We start from the raw sequence: 17597 nt of genomic DNA on the forward strand, positions 1-17597 counted from the left end.
AACAGCATGAGAAGAAGTCGCCGTAAATCATTTGACGAACTTGTGAAAGAAAATAAACAACAATTATTAAGCGATCGTGATGCAATCGATCGTATTGAAGAACGTATTGAAAAACGTTATGAAATGAAACTTTTTAAGCAAGCTGAATAATTCTTAACACTAGTACGATACTAGTGTTAAGGAGGCGATAGTAATGGGTAATCCGAAAAAGAATTCAAAAGACTTTGCACCGAATCATATTGGAACACAATCAAAAAAAGCTGGTGGCAATAAAGGAAAGCAAATGCAAGACCAAACGGGCAAACAACCGATTGTTGATAACGGTTAAAGAAAAGGAGAATATTACATTCTCCTTTTTTATGTATAAATTTGAGGCAAGATAGGTAACTTAAGATGGTGTGTATATACAATATTAGGAGGGAAGTACATGCCAAATCCAGATAATCGAAGTGACAACGCTGAAAAGTTACAAGAAATGGTGCAAAATACAATTGATAACTTTAATGAAGCAAAAGAAACAGCGGAACTTTCTAATGAAAAAGATCGTGCTGCTATTGAAGCAAAAAATCAAAGACGTTTAGAAAGTATTGACTCATTAAAAAGTGAAATCAAAGATGAATCTTAACAGAATGTACAAAAAGGGCTGACTTATGTCAGCCCTTTTTTGTAATCGTAAAGTTTTCAACGAGTAAACGCCAATTTTGCGGGAATGGTAAACCTATCTTCCAATAGCTAATACCGCCTATACCTTGTTCTTTCATTAAATTGAATTTACTTTGAACAGACCGTGAATCTTCAAACCAAACTTCGTGTTGTACACCATTTTCATCGAAATAATTAAAATGAGGAGCTTGAGCTGTGAAATCATAGCGGATAGGAACATTGTATTTACGAGCTAGTGCAACAGCTGCAATAGAGCTAATTGCTTTTGCAGGTGGATTTCCTTCTTTGAATGGAAGTTTCCAATCGAAACCGTATAAATTTTGCCCCATCATAATTTTTTGTGGAGGCATTTGAGATTTTGCATATTGAAGTACTTCTTTTACAGGACCGATAGGAGAGATCGCCATCGGTGGCCCGCCTTGCCATCCCCAGTCATATGTCATAATGACGACGAAATCAACAATTTGTCCTTGTGCTTTATAATCGTGAGCTTCGAAAAATTTTCCCTTTTGATTTGAACTTGTTTTCGGTACAAGCGTTGTGCTTAGCGTGTATCCATTAGGTAATCGTGTTTTTACATTTCGTAAAAAACGATTATACGCTTCACGATCTTCAGGTGCCACACTCTCGAAATCAAAATGAATGTCTCGCATACCGTACTTCTCAGCAGTTTGCAAAATGTTTGTAATAAATTTATTTTGGATTGTTGCGTCCCGTAAAATAACTGATGTCAGATCGGCACTGAAATTTCCATTTTCAATATTTGTAATAACAAGCATAGGGATGGTGTTGCCTTGCGTTGCAATATTAGCGATTTTAGCTGTTTCGGTTGGTTCTTTTAATGTACCATCTCTTTTGGCTTCAAAACTAAAGTAGGCTAAATACGTTAAAAATGGGTTGATAGCACGTGTAGCATTTACCAAACTTTCTTTTATTGGAATTGTTGAAGGTTGTAAATAAGCGATGGATTCTACCGCTCGTTTTGTCCCTTTCGGTATATATAATTGCTGTCCAACATGGAGAATGGATTTTAAAGATAAGTTATTAACTTTAGCTAAACTAGCGAGAGGAACGTTATATGTCTGAGAGATTCGATATAGGCTATCGCCAGGCTGTACATAATAATTATTCCCTTTCGTATTCACGATCAGTGCCTGACCAACAACGAGTGTTTCAGCTGGATTTAATCCATTGTCTTTTACTATCTCGTTAGGTGTTGATCCATATTTTGATGCCAAGCTATATACGCTATCACCGCTACGAACAGTTACAATTTGAATCATATGCTTGCTCCTTTCAGTAAAAGATTCACTGTTTTTATTTTATTTTTGTTGTCACTGTATTATGATTAAATGTATGCAAGGCAGCAGAAGTGAAAGAAGGCGAATACATATGTTTGTAGCAGAACATGAAGTTGAAATCCGTTATGCGGAAACAGATCAAATGGGTGTTGTTTACCATTCAAACTATTTGGTGTGGCTGGAATTAGGTCGCACGAAACTTATACAAGATTTAGGTTTTTCATATGTTGAAATGGAGAAAGAGGGTATTATTTCTCCTGTGTTAGATTTGCAAATTTCATATCGTAAAGCGATGCGTTACGGTGAAAAAGCAATTGTGAAAACATGGGTGGACACTGTGAGCCCGCTTCGCGTGGTATATGGTTATGAAATATATAACGGCGAAGGTGAACTTTGTATTACCGCAAGTACGACGAATATTTGTGCGAAAAAAGAAGGGTTCAGGCCCGTATCATTTAAAAAGTTCTATCCTGAGTGGTATGCGAAATATGAGGAAATTAAGAAAAAATAAAAAACGTGGCAGAAGCCACGTTTTTTCTATTTTTCATAATTAAATTGCGGGAAATCATCACCGTCGTTAAATGTAACAACTAAATTATGTCCATCGAAGAACCACTCATCATCGCTTTCAATAAAGAAGTTAATATCTTCTTCTTGAATTTGAACAGCAGGGTGTGCAGGGTCATCTTTACGAATACCTAAAGAAAGTCCTTTTTGCACAGTGCTGCAACCACCGTATTGTACGAAAAAGCGTAGTGTTTCACCTGATTGTAAGTTTAATTCGTTTTTATACCATTGTGCTGCTTCTTTTGTTACGGAAAGATTCATGTATAGTTCCTCCAAATTATGTTGCTTTTTCTTTAGTATAAAAAATAACGCAAAAAGACGCTATTAATATGCTTCACGTTTTCTTTTTGCGTTATGTGGGTTACGATCTTATTTTTGCTTTTTTGAAAAGTTTGCTTTCGGTTCAGTTTTATTTATAATTCGTCCAATATTTGCACGGTGTTTATAAATAACCATACCTGCTAATAAACACATCGCAATAATGAAGATTTTATCCCCGCTAACAATTGATGCGATAACGGCAACGACAGCTGTTACCATAGAAGAAAGTGACACGTATCTTGTTGTAAATAAAAGGCTGAAAAAGACAACAGCTAATATTGCAAAAACAACTGGTGAGTAGCATAAAAGCACGCCAGCAGAAGTTGCAACTGCTTTACCACCACGGAATTTCGCGAAAATCGGATACACATGTCCAAGAACAGCTGCTAATCCGAACCATAGTGGATGAACATCTAACCCGAAAATAATCGGTAGACTCGTTGCTAATGTACCTTTTAAAATGTCAGCAATTGTAACGATAAAACCTGCTTTTTTCCCTAGTGTGCGGAATGTATTTGTCCCGCCCAAATTACCGCTTCCATGCTCACGAATGTCAATTCCATAACCAATCTTTCCAACGACTAGTGCAAATGGGATCGAGCCAAGTAAGTAGGCAACGATAAATAAAAGATATGTAGTAACCATAAGTTCAGTCTCCTTTATTCAAATGTGTTGATAAAGGGTAAAAAGAGTTTTTCCCGTATATTGTACCATACATTTGTAAAGAGCACATTTCTTTTTTGTAAATGAAAAATTCATTATTTCGTGCAAAAAATTTCACAGGAATGTTACATTTCTCACAGAAACAATAAGACTATATGTAGTAACATTTTAATCAAAAGACAACAACATATTGGTGGAGGGTTATAAATGTTACAAAAAAATACACGTGGAGAAGAATTAATGAGAGTGTTTGAGACAATTGTCCACGGCAATGAACAAGATTTAATGCAAGAAAATGCAAATGTAGATGGCCGCTCTCCGATGGGAGTAATGGGAACGTTCGCATCTGAGAGTGCGAAATATTATGCAGTTGAAAATTTATTGTCAGATCAAGTGAAAAAAGCGATAAATCAAAATATATTATATCCACATGACTTAGATTTTTATGCGACTGGGACAACGACTTGTTCGCAAATTCCATTAGCGCAAATGCTTGCTAACGGTTTTCATACAGGACATGGCCATATGAGACAACCGCAAGACATTAAAAGTGCATTGGCTCTTTCGTCTATTATTTTTCAAGCGAATCAAAATATGCAGCATGGTGGTCAATCGTTTGCACTCTTTGATATTGATTTAGCTCCATATGTGAGAAAAACAGTAGAGAGACATAAGAAACGATTACAGTCATATCCGCTTACGAAAGAACAAATAGAAGAATTTGCATGGAAAGAAACAGAAAATGATACGTATCAGGCTTGTGAAGCGTTTATTCATAATTCAAATAGTATGCATAGTAGGGGCGGGGGACAAGTACCGTTTATTTCTATTAATTATGGAACAGATACATCAAAAGAGGGACGATTATTAGTTAGACAGCTTTTAAAAGCGACACAAGCTGGTCTTGGTAAAGGGGAAACACCAATTTTTCCTATTCAAATTTTTAAAATGAAAAAAGGTGTGAACTTTGAAGAAAGTGATCCGAACTATGATTTATTTGAATTAGCGTTAGAAACAACGGCTGAAAGATTATTCCCTAACTTTTCATTTTTAGATGCGCCATTTAATGCAGTGCATTATGATGGACGACCGGAAAGTGAAGTATGTTACATGGGATGCCGTACTCGTGTTATGTCTAACATACATGGAGAAGAAACAGCGATTGGAAGAGGCAATTTATCATTTACGTCTATTAATTTAGTGAAATTAGCGTTAATTAGTGGTTCAAAAGAAGCGTTTTTTGAAGCGTTAAATTATTACTTAGATTTAGGAATTAAGCAATTATTAGAACGATTTGAGTACCAATGTACGAAGCGAGCTAGAGATTTTCGATTTTTATATTCACAAGGTGTATGGCGCGGAGGAGAAACGTTACAGCCTGAAGATTCTGTAGCATCCATTTTAAAACAAGGGACGTTAAGCCTTGGGTTTATCGGTCTTGCGGAGTGTTTAGTAGCTTTAACAGGAAAGCATCATGGAGAAGATGAAGAATCGTGGAAACTTGGATATGGAATTATTTCCTTTATGAGAGATAGAATGGATAAAGCGACAGAAGAACATGAACTGAATTTCTCAGTAATTGCAACTCCTGCAGAAGGGTTATCAGGGAAGTTTGTGAAAAAAGATAGAGAAGAATTTGGTGTGATTACCGGTATAACGAATCATAATTATTATACGAATTCGTTCCATATCCCAGTTTACTATAACATTCAAGCGATAAATAAAATTCGTTTAGAAGGACCTTTCCACGCCCTATGTAATGGGGGACATATTACGTATATTGAACTAGACGGAGCAGCAATGCATAACAAGAAGGCGTTAAAACAAATTGTGCAAGCGATGGCAGAGAATGGCGTTGGATACGGTTCAATTAATCATCCTGTTGATCGTTGTAAGTGCTGTAGCTATCACGGAGTTATCGGAAATGAATGTCCAAGCTGCGGAAATGAAGATGAGGCCAATATAGAAAGAATTCGCCGCATAACAGGTTATCTTGTAGGAGATATGTCGAAGTGGAATAGTGCGAAACGTAGTGAAGAGATGGATCGGGTGAAGCATAAATGAAAGTGATGAACATCATTCATGATAGTGTAGTAGATGGAGAAGGATTGCGGACAGTCGTGTTTTTTGCGGGCTGTCCGCATCGTTGTTTCGGTTGCCATAATCCGAAATCGTGGAATATTTGTAATGGAACTGAAATGACAGTAGAAGAAATTATGGAAGAGATTGCAAGTAATCCATTAACTGATGTAACATTTTCAGGTGGAGATCCATTTTTCCAAGCTAATGAAGTGAAAAAAGTAGCAAAAGCTGTGAAAGATTTGAAAAAAAATCTATGGATGTATACAGGTTATACGTTAGAAGAGATACAGAGTTCTCAAAATAATGATATGATAGAGTTGTTACATTATGGGGATGTTTTAGTCGATGGAAGATTTGAAATCGAGAAAAAAGATTTAACACTTCCATTTCGCGGAAGCTCCAATCAACGTATTATTCGATTGAAAGAGTAAAAAGGCGGGATAGATTATATGAATAAAACAGTATTACTTGTTGAAGATGAAAGAAGATTACGTGAAATCGTTAGTGATTATTTTCGTAATGAAGGCTTTGAAGTAATCGAAGCAGAAGACGGAAAAAAAGCGTTAGAATTATTTGCAGAGCATGAAATTGATTTAATTATGTTAGATATTATGTTACCAGAAATAGATGGATGGTCTGTTTGTAGACGAATTAGAAAAGAATCAGCTGTACCAATCATTATGTTGACAGCACGTTCGGATGAGGATGATACATTATTAGGATTCGAATTAGGTGCAGATGAATATGTAACGAAACCATTCAGCCCGAAAGTGTTAGTAGCTCGCGCGAAGACGTTATTGAAACGTGCGGATGGCGTGGTAGGAGTAGCGGAAGAAAATACTATGTCTTTAGCTGGAATAGAAGTGAATCGTCTATCTAGAACCGTTTTAGTAGATGGAGAAGAAATTATATTAACACATAAAGAATTTGAACTTCTTGTTTATTTAATGGAGAACAAAGGAATTGTGTTGTCACGACAACATTTATTAGATCAGTTATGGGGATATGACTATTACGGTGATGACCGAACGGTTGATACTCATATTAAAAAACTACGAAATAAGCTAGGAGATAAAGCGAAGCATATCGGTACTGTTATTCGAGTTGGTTACAAATTTGAAGAATAATTGTAACGGATTGTGTACTTTAGCCTAGGGAAATGTCAATTTTATATCCTCTTTTGCAGGTAGAATGTACAAAAAATACTTTTCTTGTCTACAATGTTAGATAAGAGTATTTTTTTAATTGGATTTCACGATGAGTTCACAAGAAGGACACAAAACGTGACTATACTGAAAATACGAATTCACCAGAGAGGGGAAATAAAACATGGGATATTACGACGGACCAAATTTAAATGAAGAGCATAGGGAAACGAGAGAAGTGAGAAAATCGGGCAGTAAAAAAGGTTATTTTTTCACAGGTTTAGTCGGGGCTGTAGTTGGGGCTGTCACAATTAGTTTTGCAGCACCATATATGCCATGGGCTCAAAATAATGGAGCGGCTGTATCATCATTTAGTTCGGATTCAAAAGTTGAAGGTACTGTAGTTCCTGTTGTCAATAAAGCAAAAAATGAAACTGATTTACCTGGTATGATTGAAGGCGCGAAAGATGTTGTTGTAGGTGTTATCAATATGCAACAAAGCATTGATCCATTTGCAATGCAACCGACAGGTCAAGAACAACAAGCTGGCTCAGGATCAGGTGTTATTTATAAAAAAGCAGGAAATAAAGCATATATTGTAACGAACAACCATGTAGTAGATGGTGCAAATAAACTTGCTGTAAAATTAAGTGATGGTAAAAAGGTAGATGCAAAACTAGTAGGGAAAGATCCTTGGTTAGATTTAGCTGTTGTTGAAATTGACGGGGCTAATGTAAATAAAGTTGCCACTTTAGGTGATTCAAGCAAAATCCGTGCGGGTGAAAAAGCAATTGCAATCGGTAACCCACTAGGATTTGATGGAAGTGTAACGGAAGGTATTATTAGTAGTAAAGAACGTGAAATTCCAGTAGATATTGATGGGGATAAACGGGCAGATTGGAATGCTCAAGTTATTCAAACAGATGCAGCGATTAACCCTGGTAATAGTGGTGGTGCATTATTTAACCAAAACGGTGAAATAATTGGGATTAATTCAAGTAAAATTGCACAACAAGAAGTTGAAGGGATTGGATTTGCTATTCCAATTAATATCGCAAAACCAGTTATTGAATCACTTGAAAAAGACGGAGTAGTGAAACGTCCAGCTCTTGGAGTAGGTGTCGTTTCATTAGAAGATGTGCAAGCTTATGCAGTAAATCAATTGAAAGTACCGAAAGAAGTAACAAATGGCGTTGTATTAGGTAAAATTTATCCAATATCACCTGCAGAAAAAGCTGGTTTAGAGCAATATGATATTGTAGTAGCATTAGATAATCAAAAAGTAGAAAATTCACTTCAATTCCGTAAATATTTATATGAAAAGAAAAAAGTAGGCGAAAAAGTAGAAGTTACATTCTATCGTAACGGTCAAAAAATGACGAAAACAGCCACTTTAGCAGATAACTCAGCTACAAAGAATCAATAATCGAAATAAAAGAAAGTCTCTTTCATATTGAAAGAGACTTTCTTTATCGGCTATACTAAAGGAATAGGAGGGATAAATTATGACAATTGAAAACCCAACTCGTACGGAAATTGGTGAAGTATTAAAGAAAAGCAAAACGATTGCAGTTGTTGGATTATCGGATAAGCCAGAACGTACATCGTATATGGTTTCAAAAGCAATGCAAGATGCTGGGTATCGCATTATTCCAGTAAACCCAACGGTAGATGAGGTGCTTGGAGAAAGGGCAGTTGCTTCACTAAAGGATATTAAGGAACATGTTGATATTGTAAATGTATTCCGCCGTTCAGAATTTTTAATGGATGTTGCAAAAGAGTTTGTAGAGATTGATGCAGATGTTTTTTGGGCACAATTAGGAGTACAAGATGAAGATACATACAAACTTTTAAAAGAAAAAGACTATACTGTAATAATGGATCGTTGTATAAAAGTAGAACATGCGATGACAAAATAGTATAGGTTGTAAAGGTAGAAAGATTGAATCAGCCCTTGTTACATATATAGGGTCGATGAACGAGGTGTTCATCATGAGATTTTTTAAAGGCTGTTTTTGGGGATTGTTAATTATTATCCCATTTTGGATATTGATCATTTGGATCATAAAAAAGGTTTGGAATGTGTAATCTTGGCATACATATCCATTTCTCGTTGACAAACGATTATTTTTCTGAAATAGTAGCCTAGAGGAATCCTTGTGAAAAAACAAGGATTTTTCTATTGAAAATGGTATATAAAAGAGATAAGATAACTTGCCAAAACTATAGTCGAGGCGTTATTCTATAATAGAAACATATGTTCTGATTTTTGATTAGGAAAGGGGCAAGGAGTTTGGCAAAGCATCAGTTCCAATATAATGAAGATGCAATCCAAGTGTTAGAAGGACTTGAAGCCGTTCGAAAACGCCCGGGTATGTATATCGGGAGCACGGACAGCCGTGGATTGCATCATTTAGTATATGAAATAGTAGATAACTCCGTTGACGAAGCGTTAGCGGGATTTGGCGACGAAATTTCTGTCGTAATACATAAAGATAATAGTATTAGCGTTATAGATAAAGGGCGTGGAATGCCTACGGGAATGCATAAACTTGGAAAACCTACACCTGAAGTTATTTTAACTGTACTTCATGCTGGTGGTAAGTTTGGTCAAGGTGGTTACAAAACGAGTGGTGGTTTACACGGTGTTGGGGCATCAGTTGTAAACGCCTTATCAGAATGGTTAGTCGTAACGATTAAGCGTGACGGCAGCATTTATGAACAACGTTTTGAAAATGGTGGTGTTCCTGTAACGACGCTTGAGAAAATTGGGAAAACGAAAGAATCTGGTACAACAATGCATTTCAAACCAGATACAACGATTTTCAGTACAACAAATTACAATTATGAAACGTTATGTGAAAGATTACGTGAATCAGCATTTTTACTAAAAGGAATGAAGATTTCAATTAAAGACGAACGAAATGATTTAGAAGATGTATTTCATTATGAAACAGGAATTGAAGCTTTCGTTTCCTATTTAAACGAAGAAAAAGATCCCATTCATCCAGTTGTATACTTCACTGGTGAACAAAATGGGATTGAAGCAGAACTAGCATTTCAATTTAATGATGGTTACTCAGAAAATATTCTTTCATTTGTAAATAACGTACGTACAAAAGACGGTGGAACACACGAAGCTGGATTTAAAACAGCCATGACGCGTGTGTTTAATGAGTATGCGCGTAAAGTTTCACTATTAAAAGAAAAAGATAAAAACTTAGAAGGTACAGATATTCGTGAAGGGGTAGCAGCTATCGTTTCTGTACGTGTACCAGAAGAAGTACTTCAGTTTGAAGGACAAACGAAAGGGAAGCTAGGTACAAGTGAAGCGCGGTCTTCAATTGATGCGATTGTATCAGAGCATTTAGCCTACTTTTTAGAAGAAAATCCGGATGTAGCTACACTTCTTGTGAGAAAAGCAGTGAAAGCAGCGCAAGCGCGTGAGGCTGCTCGTAAAGCGAGAGAAGAAGCTCGCAGTGGTAAGAAGAAGAAAAAATCAGAAGGTACATTAAGTGGTAAGTTAACACCTGCACAATCACGTAACCCGCAGAAAAATGAACTGTACTTAGTAGAGGGTGACTCTGCCGGTGGTTCAGCAAAGCAAGGACGAGATCGTCGTTTCCAAGCGGTATTACCGTTACGTGGTAAAGTTATTAATACAGAAAAAGCAAAGCTTGCTGATATCTTTAAAAACGAAGAGATTAATACAATCATTTATGCGATTGGTGGCGGCGTAGGAAATGAATTTGATGTTGAAGATATTAACTACGATAAAGTTGTCATTATGACCGATGCTGATACGGACGGAGCTCATATTCAAGTATTGTTACTAACGTTTTTCTACAGATATATGAAACCACTTATCGAAGCCGGAAAAGTGTTTATCGCACTTCCACCTTTATATAAAGTAAGTAAGGGAAAAGGTAAGAGTGAAGTAATTGAATATGCTTGGTCAGATGAAGAATTAGACGGTGTAACGAAAAAGGTTGGAAAAGGCTATATGTTACAACGTTATAAAGGACTTGGTGAGATGAATGCGGATCAATTATGGGAAACGACTATGAATCCTGAAACGCGCACGTTAATTCGCGTGAAAATTGATGATGCAGCAAGAGCAGAGCGCCGCGTTACAACGTTAATGGGCGATAAAGTAGAACCACGTCGTAAATGGATTGAACGCAATGTACAGTTTGGTATGCAAGAAGAAGGAAATATTTTAGAAAATGAAATGATAATGGAGACGGAGGTGGAATAACATGCAAGCAGAGAAGTTTCATGACCTCCCGCTTGAAGACGTGTTAGGTGACCGCTTTGCGCGTTATAGTAAATATATTATTCAAGATCGTGCACTTCCAGATGCACGTGATGGTTTAAAGCCAGTACAAAGACGTATTTTATATTCTATGTATGTAGAAGGTAATGTACATGATAAAGCGTTTCGTAAATCAGCTAAAACAGTAGGTAACGTTATCGGTAACTATCATCCACATGGGGATTCCTCTGTATATGAGGCGATGGTACGTTTAAGTCAAACTTGGAAAGTACGTAATGTTTTAGTTGAAATGCATGGTAATAATGGTAGTGTCGATGGGGACCCAGCAGCAGCAATGCGTTATACGGAAGCTCGTTTATCACCAATTGCATCTGAATTATTACGTGATCTTGATAAAGAAACAGTTGAATTCGTGTCAAACTTTGATGATACGAGTGAAGAACCAGTTGTATTACCAGCAGCGTTTCCGAACTTATTAGTGAACGGATCAACGGGGATTTCCGCTGGTTATGCAACAGAAATTCCTCCGCATCATCTTGGAGAAGTTATTGATGCTACAATGATGCGTATTGATAAGCCAAACAGTACTGTTGATGATTTATTAACAGTTATGAAAGGACCAGATTTCCCGACAGGCGGTATTATTCAAGGGATTGATGGTATTAAAAAGGCGTATGAAACAGGAAAAGGTAAAATCATTATTCGCGGAAAAGCAGAAGTTGAAACGGTTCGTGGTGGGAAACAGCAAATCGTAATCACTGAAATTCCTTACGAAGTGAATAAAGCAAACCTTGTTAAAAAAATGGATGAATTACGTCTAGATAAAAAATTAGATGGTATTGCTGAAGTTCGTGATGAGACAGATCGTACAGGTCTTCGCATTGTTGTAGAATTGAAGAAAGAAGCAAATGCTGAAGGAATTTTAAATTATTTATATAAAAATACAGATTTACAAATTCCGTACAACTTTAATATGGTAGCGATTAATAATCGTCGCCCAACACTTATGACATTACCAAAAATATTGGATGCTTATATTGGCCACCAAAAAGAGGTTGTTACGAGACGTTCACAATATGAATTAAGAAAAGCGGAGAATCGTCAACATATTGTAGAAGGTTTAAAGAAAGCATTATCGATTTTAGATCAAGTAATCGAAACGATTCGAGCTTCAAAAGATAAGCGTAATGCAAAAGATAATTTAAGTGCGAAATTTGGTTTTACAGAAGCGCAAGCGGAAGCGATTGTATCCTTGCAATTATATCGTTTAACGAATACAGATATTACAGCACTACAACAAGAAGCCGATGAGCTGAATAAGAAAATTATAGAGTTACAGGCGATTTTACAAAGTGAAAAAAGATTGCTTCAAGTTATTAAAACAGATTTAAAAAGAGTGAAGAAAACATATAGTGATGATCGTCGTGCTATTATTGAAGAACAAATTGAGGAAATTAAAATAGATGTAGAAGTAATGATCCCACAAGAAGATGTCATCGTTACTGTAACGAAAGAAGGGTATGTGAAACGTACTGGATGGCGCTCGCATAATGCCTCAAATGGCAAAGACTTCGGTATGAAAGAGGGTGACATCTTACTTGAACGATTCGATACGAATACGACAGAGACAGTCCTCTTATTTACGAATAAAGGAAACTATATATATCTGCCAGTATACGAAATGCCAGATATTCGTTGGAAAGATTTGGGTCAGCACGTTGCTAATATCGTTTCACTCGACCGGGATGAAACCATTATTTGGGCAACTGTCGTACCGAACTTTGAGGAAGAAAAACGATTTATCGTATTTGTAACGCGAAATGGTATGATTAAGAAAACAGAATTAAACCAATATAAAGTACAGCGTTATTCAAGGGCGTTCGTCGCTGTAAACTTGAAAAAAGATGATGTGGTTGTCGATATATTTGCGACAGATGGAACGAGTGATATTGTTCTTGCTACACACGGTGCATATGCACTTATTTTCCATGAAGATGAAGTAAGTCCAGTAGGCGTAAGGGCCGCTGGTGTGAAAGCAATTAATTTAAAAGAAGATGACTATGTTGCTTCTGGTAAACCATTAAATGGTGACAAAGATCAACTTATTCTCGTAACGCAGCGCGGTGCTGTAAAACGTCTAAAAGCATCAGAAATTGAGAAATCAACGAGGGCGAAGCGAGGGCTTGTTATTTTCAAAGAGTTAAAACGTAATCCATACCGCATTGTCGGTATTGAAATTGTTCGAGACGATGAACTAGTTTACATGAAGACAGAGAAACACATTGTAGAAGAAATTGATCCGAAAGCGTATCGAAATAAGGACCGGTATAGTAACGGTAGTTTAGTGCTAGATGTTAATGATACTGGTGAAGTTATTGAGACGTGGACGAAAAAAAGACCGGAATAAAGGGAGCATCTTGCTATGGATAATGGCAAGATGCTTTTTTCTAGGCAAATTAGTATGAATCTTGTTATAATAACTGAATGAAATCGTTCTCATAAAGTGAAACTTTAATCAGTGGGGATCTTACTCGCCACAAATAGCAGGATAAATGGAGGGGCAACATGAAAAAAATAGGTGTAGGGATTGTAGGGTTTGGATTTTCTAGTACAACATTTCACATCCCATTATTACAAACGATAGAAGAATACGATATTCGTGCGGTATTATCTTCAAAAGAAGAGGTAGTAAAAGAAACATTACCGAATGCTAACGTCGTTAGTACAATTGATGAATTGGTGAAGCGAGATGATATTGACTTAGTGGTTATTACTTCACCGAATACAACTCATTTTCCATATGTAAAAGAAGCAATATTAAACGGTAAGCATGTTGTTGTGGAAAAGCCATTTGTTGTTTCAATTGAAGAAGGAGAAGAGCTTATTTCATTAGCAGAGCAACATAATGTGGTATTGAGTGTATATCATAATCGTCGTTTTGATAATGACTTCTTAACGATAAAGAAATTGTTAGAAGAAAATAGAATAGGGAATGTATACGCATATGAAGCGAATTTTGATCGTTTCCGTCCACATGTCCGTGATCGCTGGAGAGAAAAGAACTTACCGGGGTCAGGTATATTATATGATTTAGGGTCACATTTAATTGACCAAGCATTATCATTATTTGGGAAACCAGATGCGATAAGTGCAGATGTAATTAAACAACGACCAGGTGCACAAATTGATGATTACTTCCATGTTGTACTTCACTACGGAGTAAAGCGTATCATTTTACATAGTAGCAGTTATGTAAAACAAGCAGGTCCACACTTTACACTGCATGGAGAAAAAGGTTCTATCGTGAAGTATGGTATGGATTCACAAGAGGAACAATTAAAAAATGGAATGAAGCCAGGCGATAACGGTTACGGTGTAGACGCTGAAGCGAATTTTGCTACTTTAGAAACAGAAGAACGTTTAGACCGTATTCCAACAGAAGTCGGCTGTTATGACATGTATTATAAAGGTATAAGAGATAATATATTAAATGGTGAGAAACTACCTGTAACAGCACAAGAAGGTTTAGAAGTTATTAAGCTGATTCAATTAGCGGTTGAAAGTAGTGAAACGGGTAGAGTCATTTCGGTAAAATAAAAAAGACACGAATTTCGTGTCTTTTTTATTTTTTTGGGACGGACAGTCCATAAAAGAACATCGTAACGATATCTTGTATATGTTTTTCACGATCTCCTTCCAAAAGTTGTGCTCCAAAGTCATCACCTAATTTAGTGAACATTTGAATGTAAAGTAACATCATTTCTTTAGTAAGGTGGGGGTTAATTTCATTTTTTTGCTGCGCTTGTTCTAATATTTCTAAATACCATGGCAGTATTTTTTCATTTTGATAACTATAAATAAACTCTCGGAGAATTTCGTCCCTTTGCATCATTTGTAGTAACATATCAGGCTGAAATAATCCGCCAGTATTCATTTTTCTTACAATCATTTTTTGCATCATATCATGGAAAGGTAATTTTTCTTCAGCAAGCTCTTTATAATATTGAAATTCAGATACGATAAATTCTTGTATAAGTTCTCTAAATAACGCATCTTTACTTCCAAAATGATTATAAATTGTAACTTGAGAAACGTTTGCTTCTTTTGCGATATGTTCTATTTTCACTTCATTAAATCCACGTTCTGAAAATAATAAGAAAGCTGCCTTTTTAATAGCGCGTTTTTTCTTTTCTTTTACTTTTTCAAAGCCGTTCAATGCAATCACCTCAATTAAAATATACAAGAAAAAATAATGGAAAACAATATTTTTGAAATATGGACATATAAATATTTCAAAAATTTGTTGCGAATATGAAAGATGAGGAGTACAATAATTTTGAAATATAACATATTAAATATTTCAAAAAATGAGGTGGAATTATGATTTCAGTTCAAGATGTTACAAAACAGTTTTCAAATGGAAAAGGCTTGTTTCATATTACATTTGATGTAAAAGAAGGAGAAGTATTCGGTTACTTAGGACCAAATGGTGCCGGGAAATCAACAACGATTCGTAATTTAATGGGATTTATAAAACCGACATCTGGTAAAGCAACGATTTTTGGATTAGATTGCTGGAATGAAGCCGCGAAAATTCAAAGAGAAGTCGGATATTTACCAGGAGAAATTTCTTTTATTGAAGGAATGAATGGATTAGACTTTCTAAAGTTAATGCAAGGAATGCGCGGATTACAGGATACGAAAAGACGAGATGAACTAATAGAACGTCTACAATTTGATGTGAAAACACCAATTCGTAAAATGTCTAAAGGAATGAAGCAAAAAGTAGGGATTGTTGCTGCTTTTATGCATGATCCAGAAGTGCTAATCTTAGATGAACCAACATCTGGACTCGATCCACTTATGCAGCAAGTGTTTATAGATTTAATATTAGAGGAAAAGCAAAGAGGAAAAACAATTCTTATGTCGTCACATATTTTCACTGAGATTGAACGTACATGTGACCGAGTAGCGATTATTAAAGATGGGCGTCTTGTAACGGTTGAAAATATTCACGATTTACAAAGTATGAGACGACAGGTAATAGATGTAACCGTATCATCGCAAGAAGAGATTGAATCTCTTACACAATGTAATTTGCAATTTGAAACGGTGAAAGGTAGAGAGGCATCGATTATTGTGCAAGGAAACTATCAAACTGTTTTACAAACACTTTCAAACTATAATGTAACGGCACTTCAAACGAGAGCAATGGATTTAGAACATTTATTTATGCATTATTACGATAAGAAAGAAGGGGTAAAGCATGAATAAGCAATTGTTTTTAGCTAGTTTGAAAGAAACACAAAAAAGTATTTTGAGTTATGCAACTGGTGCAGCTCTTTATTTATGGTTATTAATTTGGATATTCCCTTCAATGGTATCAGCGAAAGGGTTAAATGAATTAATAAGTGCTATGCCTGATAGTGTGAAAAAAATTGTTGGTATGGAAAGTCCGATTCAAAATGTGATGGATTTTTTAGCTGGTGAGTACTATAGTCTATTGTTTATTATCATATTAACAATTTTTTGCGTTACAGTTGCGACACATTTAATGGCACGACATGTAGATAAAGGAGCGATGGCATATTTATTAGCGACACCTGTATCCAGAGTAAAAGTTGCAATCACGCAAGCTGCTGTTCTCATATTAGAACTACTAATCATCGTAATTGTCACATATGTAGCGGGTATATTGGGTGCAGAATGGTTTTTAAAAGATAATAACTTAAATAAAGAATTATTCCTCAAGATAAACGTAGTCGGAGGGCTCATATTTTTAGTAGTTAGCGCTTATTCATTTTTCTTTTCTTGTATATGTAATGATGAAAGAAAGGCACTGAGCTACTCAGCGAGTTTAACTATTTTATTTTTCGTACTAAATATGGTAGGCAAATTAAGTGATAAGTTAGAGTGGATGAAAAGTCTATCGTTATTTACACTGTTTCGTCCAAAAGAAATTGCTGAAGGAACGTATAATATATGGCCGGTAAGTATAGGTTTAACTGCTGGAGCGCTTTGTATATTTATAATAGCAGTTGTTGTATTTAGGAAGAGGGATTTACCGTTGTAAAGTAGAAAGTCCACTGAGAAAGTGGGCTTTTTTTGATGAGGAGGAAACGAATGAATCATTTGTTCCGGGTGCAGCTATATGTAAATGATATAGAAAAGTCATTATTGTTCTATGAAGAAGTAATTGGTTTAAAGTTGTATAAAAAAGGTATGCATGCAGCACGTTTTAATCACGACCAGTTTTCTTTATTACTAGTTAGTGATTCAACATTGAATGAAAATCACTATTTTTACAATCAAAAAGAAATGAAAGGGAATGGCTTTGAACTAATTATTGTTGTCGACCGAATTGAAGAAGTATATGAACGTTGTAAAGAGAAGCGATGCAAGATACAAGAAGAAATTCAAACTTATCCGTGGGAGATGAGAGGATTTAAAGTTGTGGATCCAGATGGGTATTTCCTTAGGATCACGTCTAAGTAAAGGTAAACATGAAGAATGTTTACCTTTTTTTATGAAAATATTCAAAAAAATGAACCTTTTTCTAGGCTCATCCGTCTAATACAT

At 35.8% G+C, this 17597-nt stretch carries 19 protein-coding genes; 15 read left to right on the forward strand and 4 right to left on the reverse strand.

Annotated features, from left to right (window positions below):
• Nucleotides 1–6 precede the first annotated feature (6 nt).
• The 3 genes from ACQVV1_RS07040 (at nucleotide 7) to tlp (ending at nucleotide 625) form a co-directional block, all read left to right on the forward strand.
• Nucleotides 7–150, forward strand: coding sequence for an FbpB family small basic protein (locus ACQVV1_RS07040; protein ID WP_001254697.1), 144 nt, complete (start codon nucleotides 7–9; stop codon nucleotides 148–150).
• Between the two features lie 43 nt (nucleotides 151–193).
• Nucleotides 194–328: an acid-soluble spore protein SspN gene (sspN, locus tag ACQVV1_RS07045; RefSeq protein ID WP_000527987.1), complete on the forward strand. Its 135-nt coding sequence runs from the start codon at nucleotides 194–196 to the stop codon at nucleotides 326–328.
• A gap of 99 nt (nucleotides 329–427) precedes the next feature.
• A complete protein-coding gene (gene tlp, locus ACQVV1_RS07050) occupies nucleotides 428–625 on the forward strand; it encodes a small acid-soluble spore protein Tlp (protein WP_002172888.1) in 198 nt (65 codons plus the stop codon).
• Nucleotides 626–653: 28 nt separating this feature from the next.
• Here the strand turns inward: tlp and ACQVV1_RS07055 are convergent, their stop codons facing one another.
• On the reverse strand, nucleotides 654–1946 hold the full coding sequence (locus ACQVV1_RS07055; protein WP_242255139.1) for a glycoside hydrolase family 18 protein: 1293 nt from the start codon (nucleotides 1944–1946) through the stop codon (nucleotides 654–656).
• A 109-nt stretch (nucleotides 1947–2055) separates the two neighbouring features.
• Here ACQVV1_RS07055 and ACQVV1_RS07060 point away from each other — a divergent pair, with 109 nt between their 5' ends.
• Entirely contained in the window at nucleotides 2056–2475 is a 420-nt protein-coding gene (locus ACQVV1_RS07060) for an acyl-CoA thioesterase (RefSeq protein ID WP_000495815.1), read from the forward strand.
• Nucleotides 2476–2501: 26 nt separating this feature from the next.
• On the opposite strand, the gene ACQVV1_RS07065 is transcribed toward ACQVV1_RS07060, so the two are convergent.
• On the reverse strand, nucleotides 2502–2792 hold the full coding sequence (locus tag ACQVV1_RS07065; protein ID WP_001054442.1) for a HesB/YadR/YfhF family protein: 291 nt from the start codon (nucleotides 2790–2792) through the stop codon (nucleotides 2502–2504).
• Between the two features lie 108 nt (nucleotides 2793–2900).
• Nucleotides 2901–3497, reverse strand: coding sequence for a glycerol-3-phosphate 1-O-acyltransferase PlsY (plsY, locus tag ACQVV1_RS07070; protein ID WP_000258967.1), 597 nt, complete (start codon nucleotides 3495–3497; stop codon nucleotides 2901–2903).
• A gap of 225 nt (nucleotides 3498–3722) precedes the next feature.
• Between plsY and ACQVV1_RS07075 the strand changes: the two genes are divergently transcribed.
• The 8 genes from ACQVV1_RS07075 (at nucleotide 3723) to ACQVV1_RS07110 (ending at nucleotide 14615) form a co-directional block, all read left to right on the forward strand.
• Nucleotides 3723–5579 (forward strand): anaerobic ribonucleoside triphosphate reductase, encoded by a 1857-nt coding sequence (locus ACQVV1_RS07075; protein WP_242255140.1) that lies wholly within the window; start codon nucleotides 3723–3725, stop codon nucleotides 5577–5579.
• The gene (gene nrdG / locus ACQVV1_RS07080; RefSeq protein ID WP_063221274.1) at nucleotides 5576–6028 is read left to right on the forward strand and encodes an anaerobic ribonucleoside-triphosphate reductase activating protein; all 453 of its coding nucleotides are present in this window, start codon (nucleotides 5576–5578) and stop codon (nucleotides 6026–6028) included. Before ACQVV1_RS07075 ends, nrdG begins: the two co-directional genes overlap by 4 nt.
• 18 nt (nucleotides 6029–6046) lie before the next feature.
• A complete protein-coding gene (locus ACQVV1_RS07085) occupies nucleotides 6047–6724 on the forward strand; it encodes a response regulator transcription factor (RefSeq protein ID WP_001044686.1) in 678 nt (225 codons plus the stop codon).
• Between the two features lie 202 nt (nucleotides 6725–6926).
• Entirely contained in the window at nucleotides 6927–8168 is a 1242-nt protein-coding gene (locus ACQVV1_RS07090; protein ID WP_063221273.1) for a S1C family serine protease, read from the forward strand.
• Nucleotides 8169–8247: 79 nt separating this feature from the next.
• Nucleotides 8248–8661 (forward strand): CoA-binding protein, encoded by a 414-nt coding sequence (locus ACQVV1_RS07095; RefSeq protein WP_242255141.1) that lies wholly within the window; start codon nucleotides 8248–8250, stop codon nucleotides 8659–8661.
• 374 nt (nucleotides 8662–9035) lie between these two features.
• The gene (parE, locus tag ACQVV1_RS07100) at nucleotides 9036–11000 is read left to right on the forward strand and encodes a DNA topoisomerase IV subunit B (RefSeq protein WP_242255143.1); all 1965 of its coding nucleotides are present in this window, start codon (nucleotides 9036–9038) and stop codon (nucleotides 10998–11000) included.
• A 1-nt stretch (nucleotide 11001) separates the two neighbouring features.
• A complete protein-coding gene (gene parC, locus ACQVV1_RS07105; protein ID WP_242255145.1) occupies nucleotides 11002–13425 on the forward strand; it encodes a DNA topoisomerase IV subunit A in 2424 nt (807 codons plus the stop codon).
• Between the two features lie 158 nt (nucleotides 13426–13583).
• Nucleotides 13584–14615 carry an oxidoreductase gene (locus ACQVV1_RS07110; RefSeq protein WP_242255147.1) on the forward strand — a complete coding sequence of 344 codons (1032 nt, stop codon included), beginning with the start codon at nucleotides 13584–13586 and terminating at the stop codon, nucleotides 14613–14615.
• Between the two features lie 25 nt (nucleotides 14616–14640).
• Here the strand turns inward: ACQVV1_RS07110 and ACQVV1_RS07115 are convergent, their stop codons facing one another.
• Nucleotides 14641–15243 (reverse strand): TetR/AcrR family transcriptional regulator, encoded by a 603-nt coding sequence (locus ACQVV1_RS07115; protein WP_242255300.1) that lies wholly within the window; start codon nucleotides 15241–15243, stop codon nucleotides 14641–14643.
• Nucleotides 15244–15398: 155 nt separating this feature from the next.
• Here ACQVV1_RS07115 and ACQVV1_RS07120 point away from each other — a divergent pair, with 155 nt between their 5' ends.
• Genes ACQVV1_RS07120 through ACQVV1_RS07130 form a run of 3 tightly spaced genes read left to right on the forward strand, consistent with a single transcriptional unit; the run spans nucleotide 15399 to nucleotide 17513 of the window.
• Complete coding sequence (locus ACQVV1_RS07120; protein ID WP_309259206.1) at nucleotides 15399–16292, forward strand: ABC transporter ATP-binding protein; 894 nt, start codon at nucleotides 15399–15401, stop codon at nucleotides 16290–16292.
• Entirely contained in the window at nucleotides 16285–17091 is an 807-nt protein-coding gene (locus ACQVV1_RS07125) for a DUF2705 family protein (protein WP_242255150.1), read from the forward strand. The genes ACQVV1_RS07120 and ACQVV1_RS07125 overlap by 8 nt, the downstream gene beginning before the upstream one ends.
• A 50-nt stretch (nucleotides 17092–17141) precedes the next feature.
• On the forward strand, nucleotides 17142–17513 hold the full coding sequence (locus tag ACQVV1_RS07130; protein WP_242255152.1) for a VOC family protein: 372 nt from the start codon (nucleotides 17142–17144) through the stop codon (nucleotides 17511–17513).
• Nucleotides 17514–17597: the final 84 nt, after the last annotated feature.

The sequence above is a fragment of the Bacillus basilensis genome, assembly GCF_050630465.1.
Taxonomy (GTDB): Bacteria; Bacillota; Bacilli; order Bacillales; family Bacillaceae_G; genus Bacillus_A; species Bacillus_A basilensis.

Bases quoted from the DNA above. Each gene is read 5' to 3' on its own strand.
- ACQVV1_RS07040 (WP_001254697.1), top strand. From the start codon at position 7: ATGAGAAGAAGTCGCCGTAAATCATTTGACGAACTTGTGAAAGAAAAT.
- sspN (WP_000527987.1), top strand. From the start codon at position 194: ATGGGTAATCCGAAAAAGAATTCAAAAGACTTTGCACCGAATCATATT.
- tlp (WP_002172888.1), top strand. From the start codon at position 428: ATGCCAAATCCAGATAATCGAAGTGACAACGCTGAAAAGTTACAAGAA.
- ACQVV1_RS07055 (WP_242255139.1), bottom strand. From the start codon at position 1,946: ATGATTCAAATTGTAACTGTTCGTAGCGGTGATAGCGTATATAGCTTG.
- ACQVV1_RS07060 (WP_000495815.1), top strand. From the start codon at position 2,056: ATGTTTGTAGCAGAACATGAAGTTGAAATCCGTTATGCGGAAACAGAT.
- ACQVV1_RS07065 (WP_001054442.1), bottom strand. From the start codon at position 2,792: ATGAATCTTTCCGTAACAAAAGAAGCAGCACAATGGTATAAAAACGAA.
- plsY (WP_000258967.1), bottom strand. From the start codon at position 3,497: ATGGTTACTACATATCTTTTATTTATCGTTGCCTACTTACTTGGCTCG.
- ACQVV1_RS07075 (WP_242255140.1), top strand. From the start codon at position 3,723: ATGTTACAAAAAAATACACGTGGAGAAGAATTAATGAGAGTGTTTGAG.
- nrdG (WP_063221274.1), top strand. From the start codon at position 5,576: ATGAAAGTGATGAACATCATTCATGATAGTGTAGTAGATGGAGAAGGA.
- ACQVV1_RS07085 (WP_001044686.1), top strand. From the start codon at position 6,047: ATGAATAAAACAGTATTACTTGTTGAAGATGAAAGAAGATTACGTGAA.
- ACQVV1_RS07090 (WP_063221273.1), top strand. From the start codon at position 6,927: ATGGGATATTACGACGGACCAAATTTAAATGAAGAGCATAGGGAAACG.
- ACQVV1_RS07095 (WP_242255141.1), top strand. From the start codon at position 8,248: ATGACAATTGAAAACCCAACTCGTACGGAAATTGGTGAAGTATTAAAG.
- parC (WP_242255145.1), top strand. From the start codon at position 11,002: ATGCAAGCAGAGAAGTTTCATGACCTCCCGCTTGAAGACGTGTTAGGT.
- ACQVV1_RS07110 (WP_242255147.1), top strand. From the start codon at position 13,584: ATGAAAAAAATAGGTGTAGGGATTGTAGGGTTTGGATTTTCTAGTACA.
- ACQVV1_RS07120 (WP_309259206.1), top strand. From the start codon at position 15,399: ATGATTTCAGTTCAAGATGTTACAAAACAGTTTTCAAATGGAAAAGGC.
- ACQVV1_RS07125 (WP_242255150.1), top strand. From the start codon at position 16,285: ATGAATAAGCAATTGTTTTTAGCTAGTTTGAAAGAAACACAAAAAAGT.
- ACQVV1_RS07130 (WP_242255152.1), top strand. From the start codon at position 17,142: ATGAATCATTTGTTCCGGGTGCAGCTATATGTAAATGATATAGAAAAG.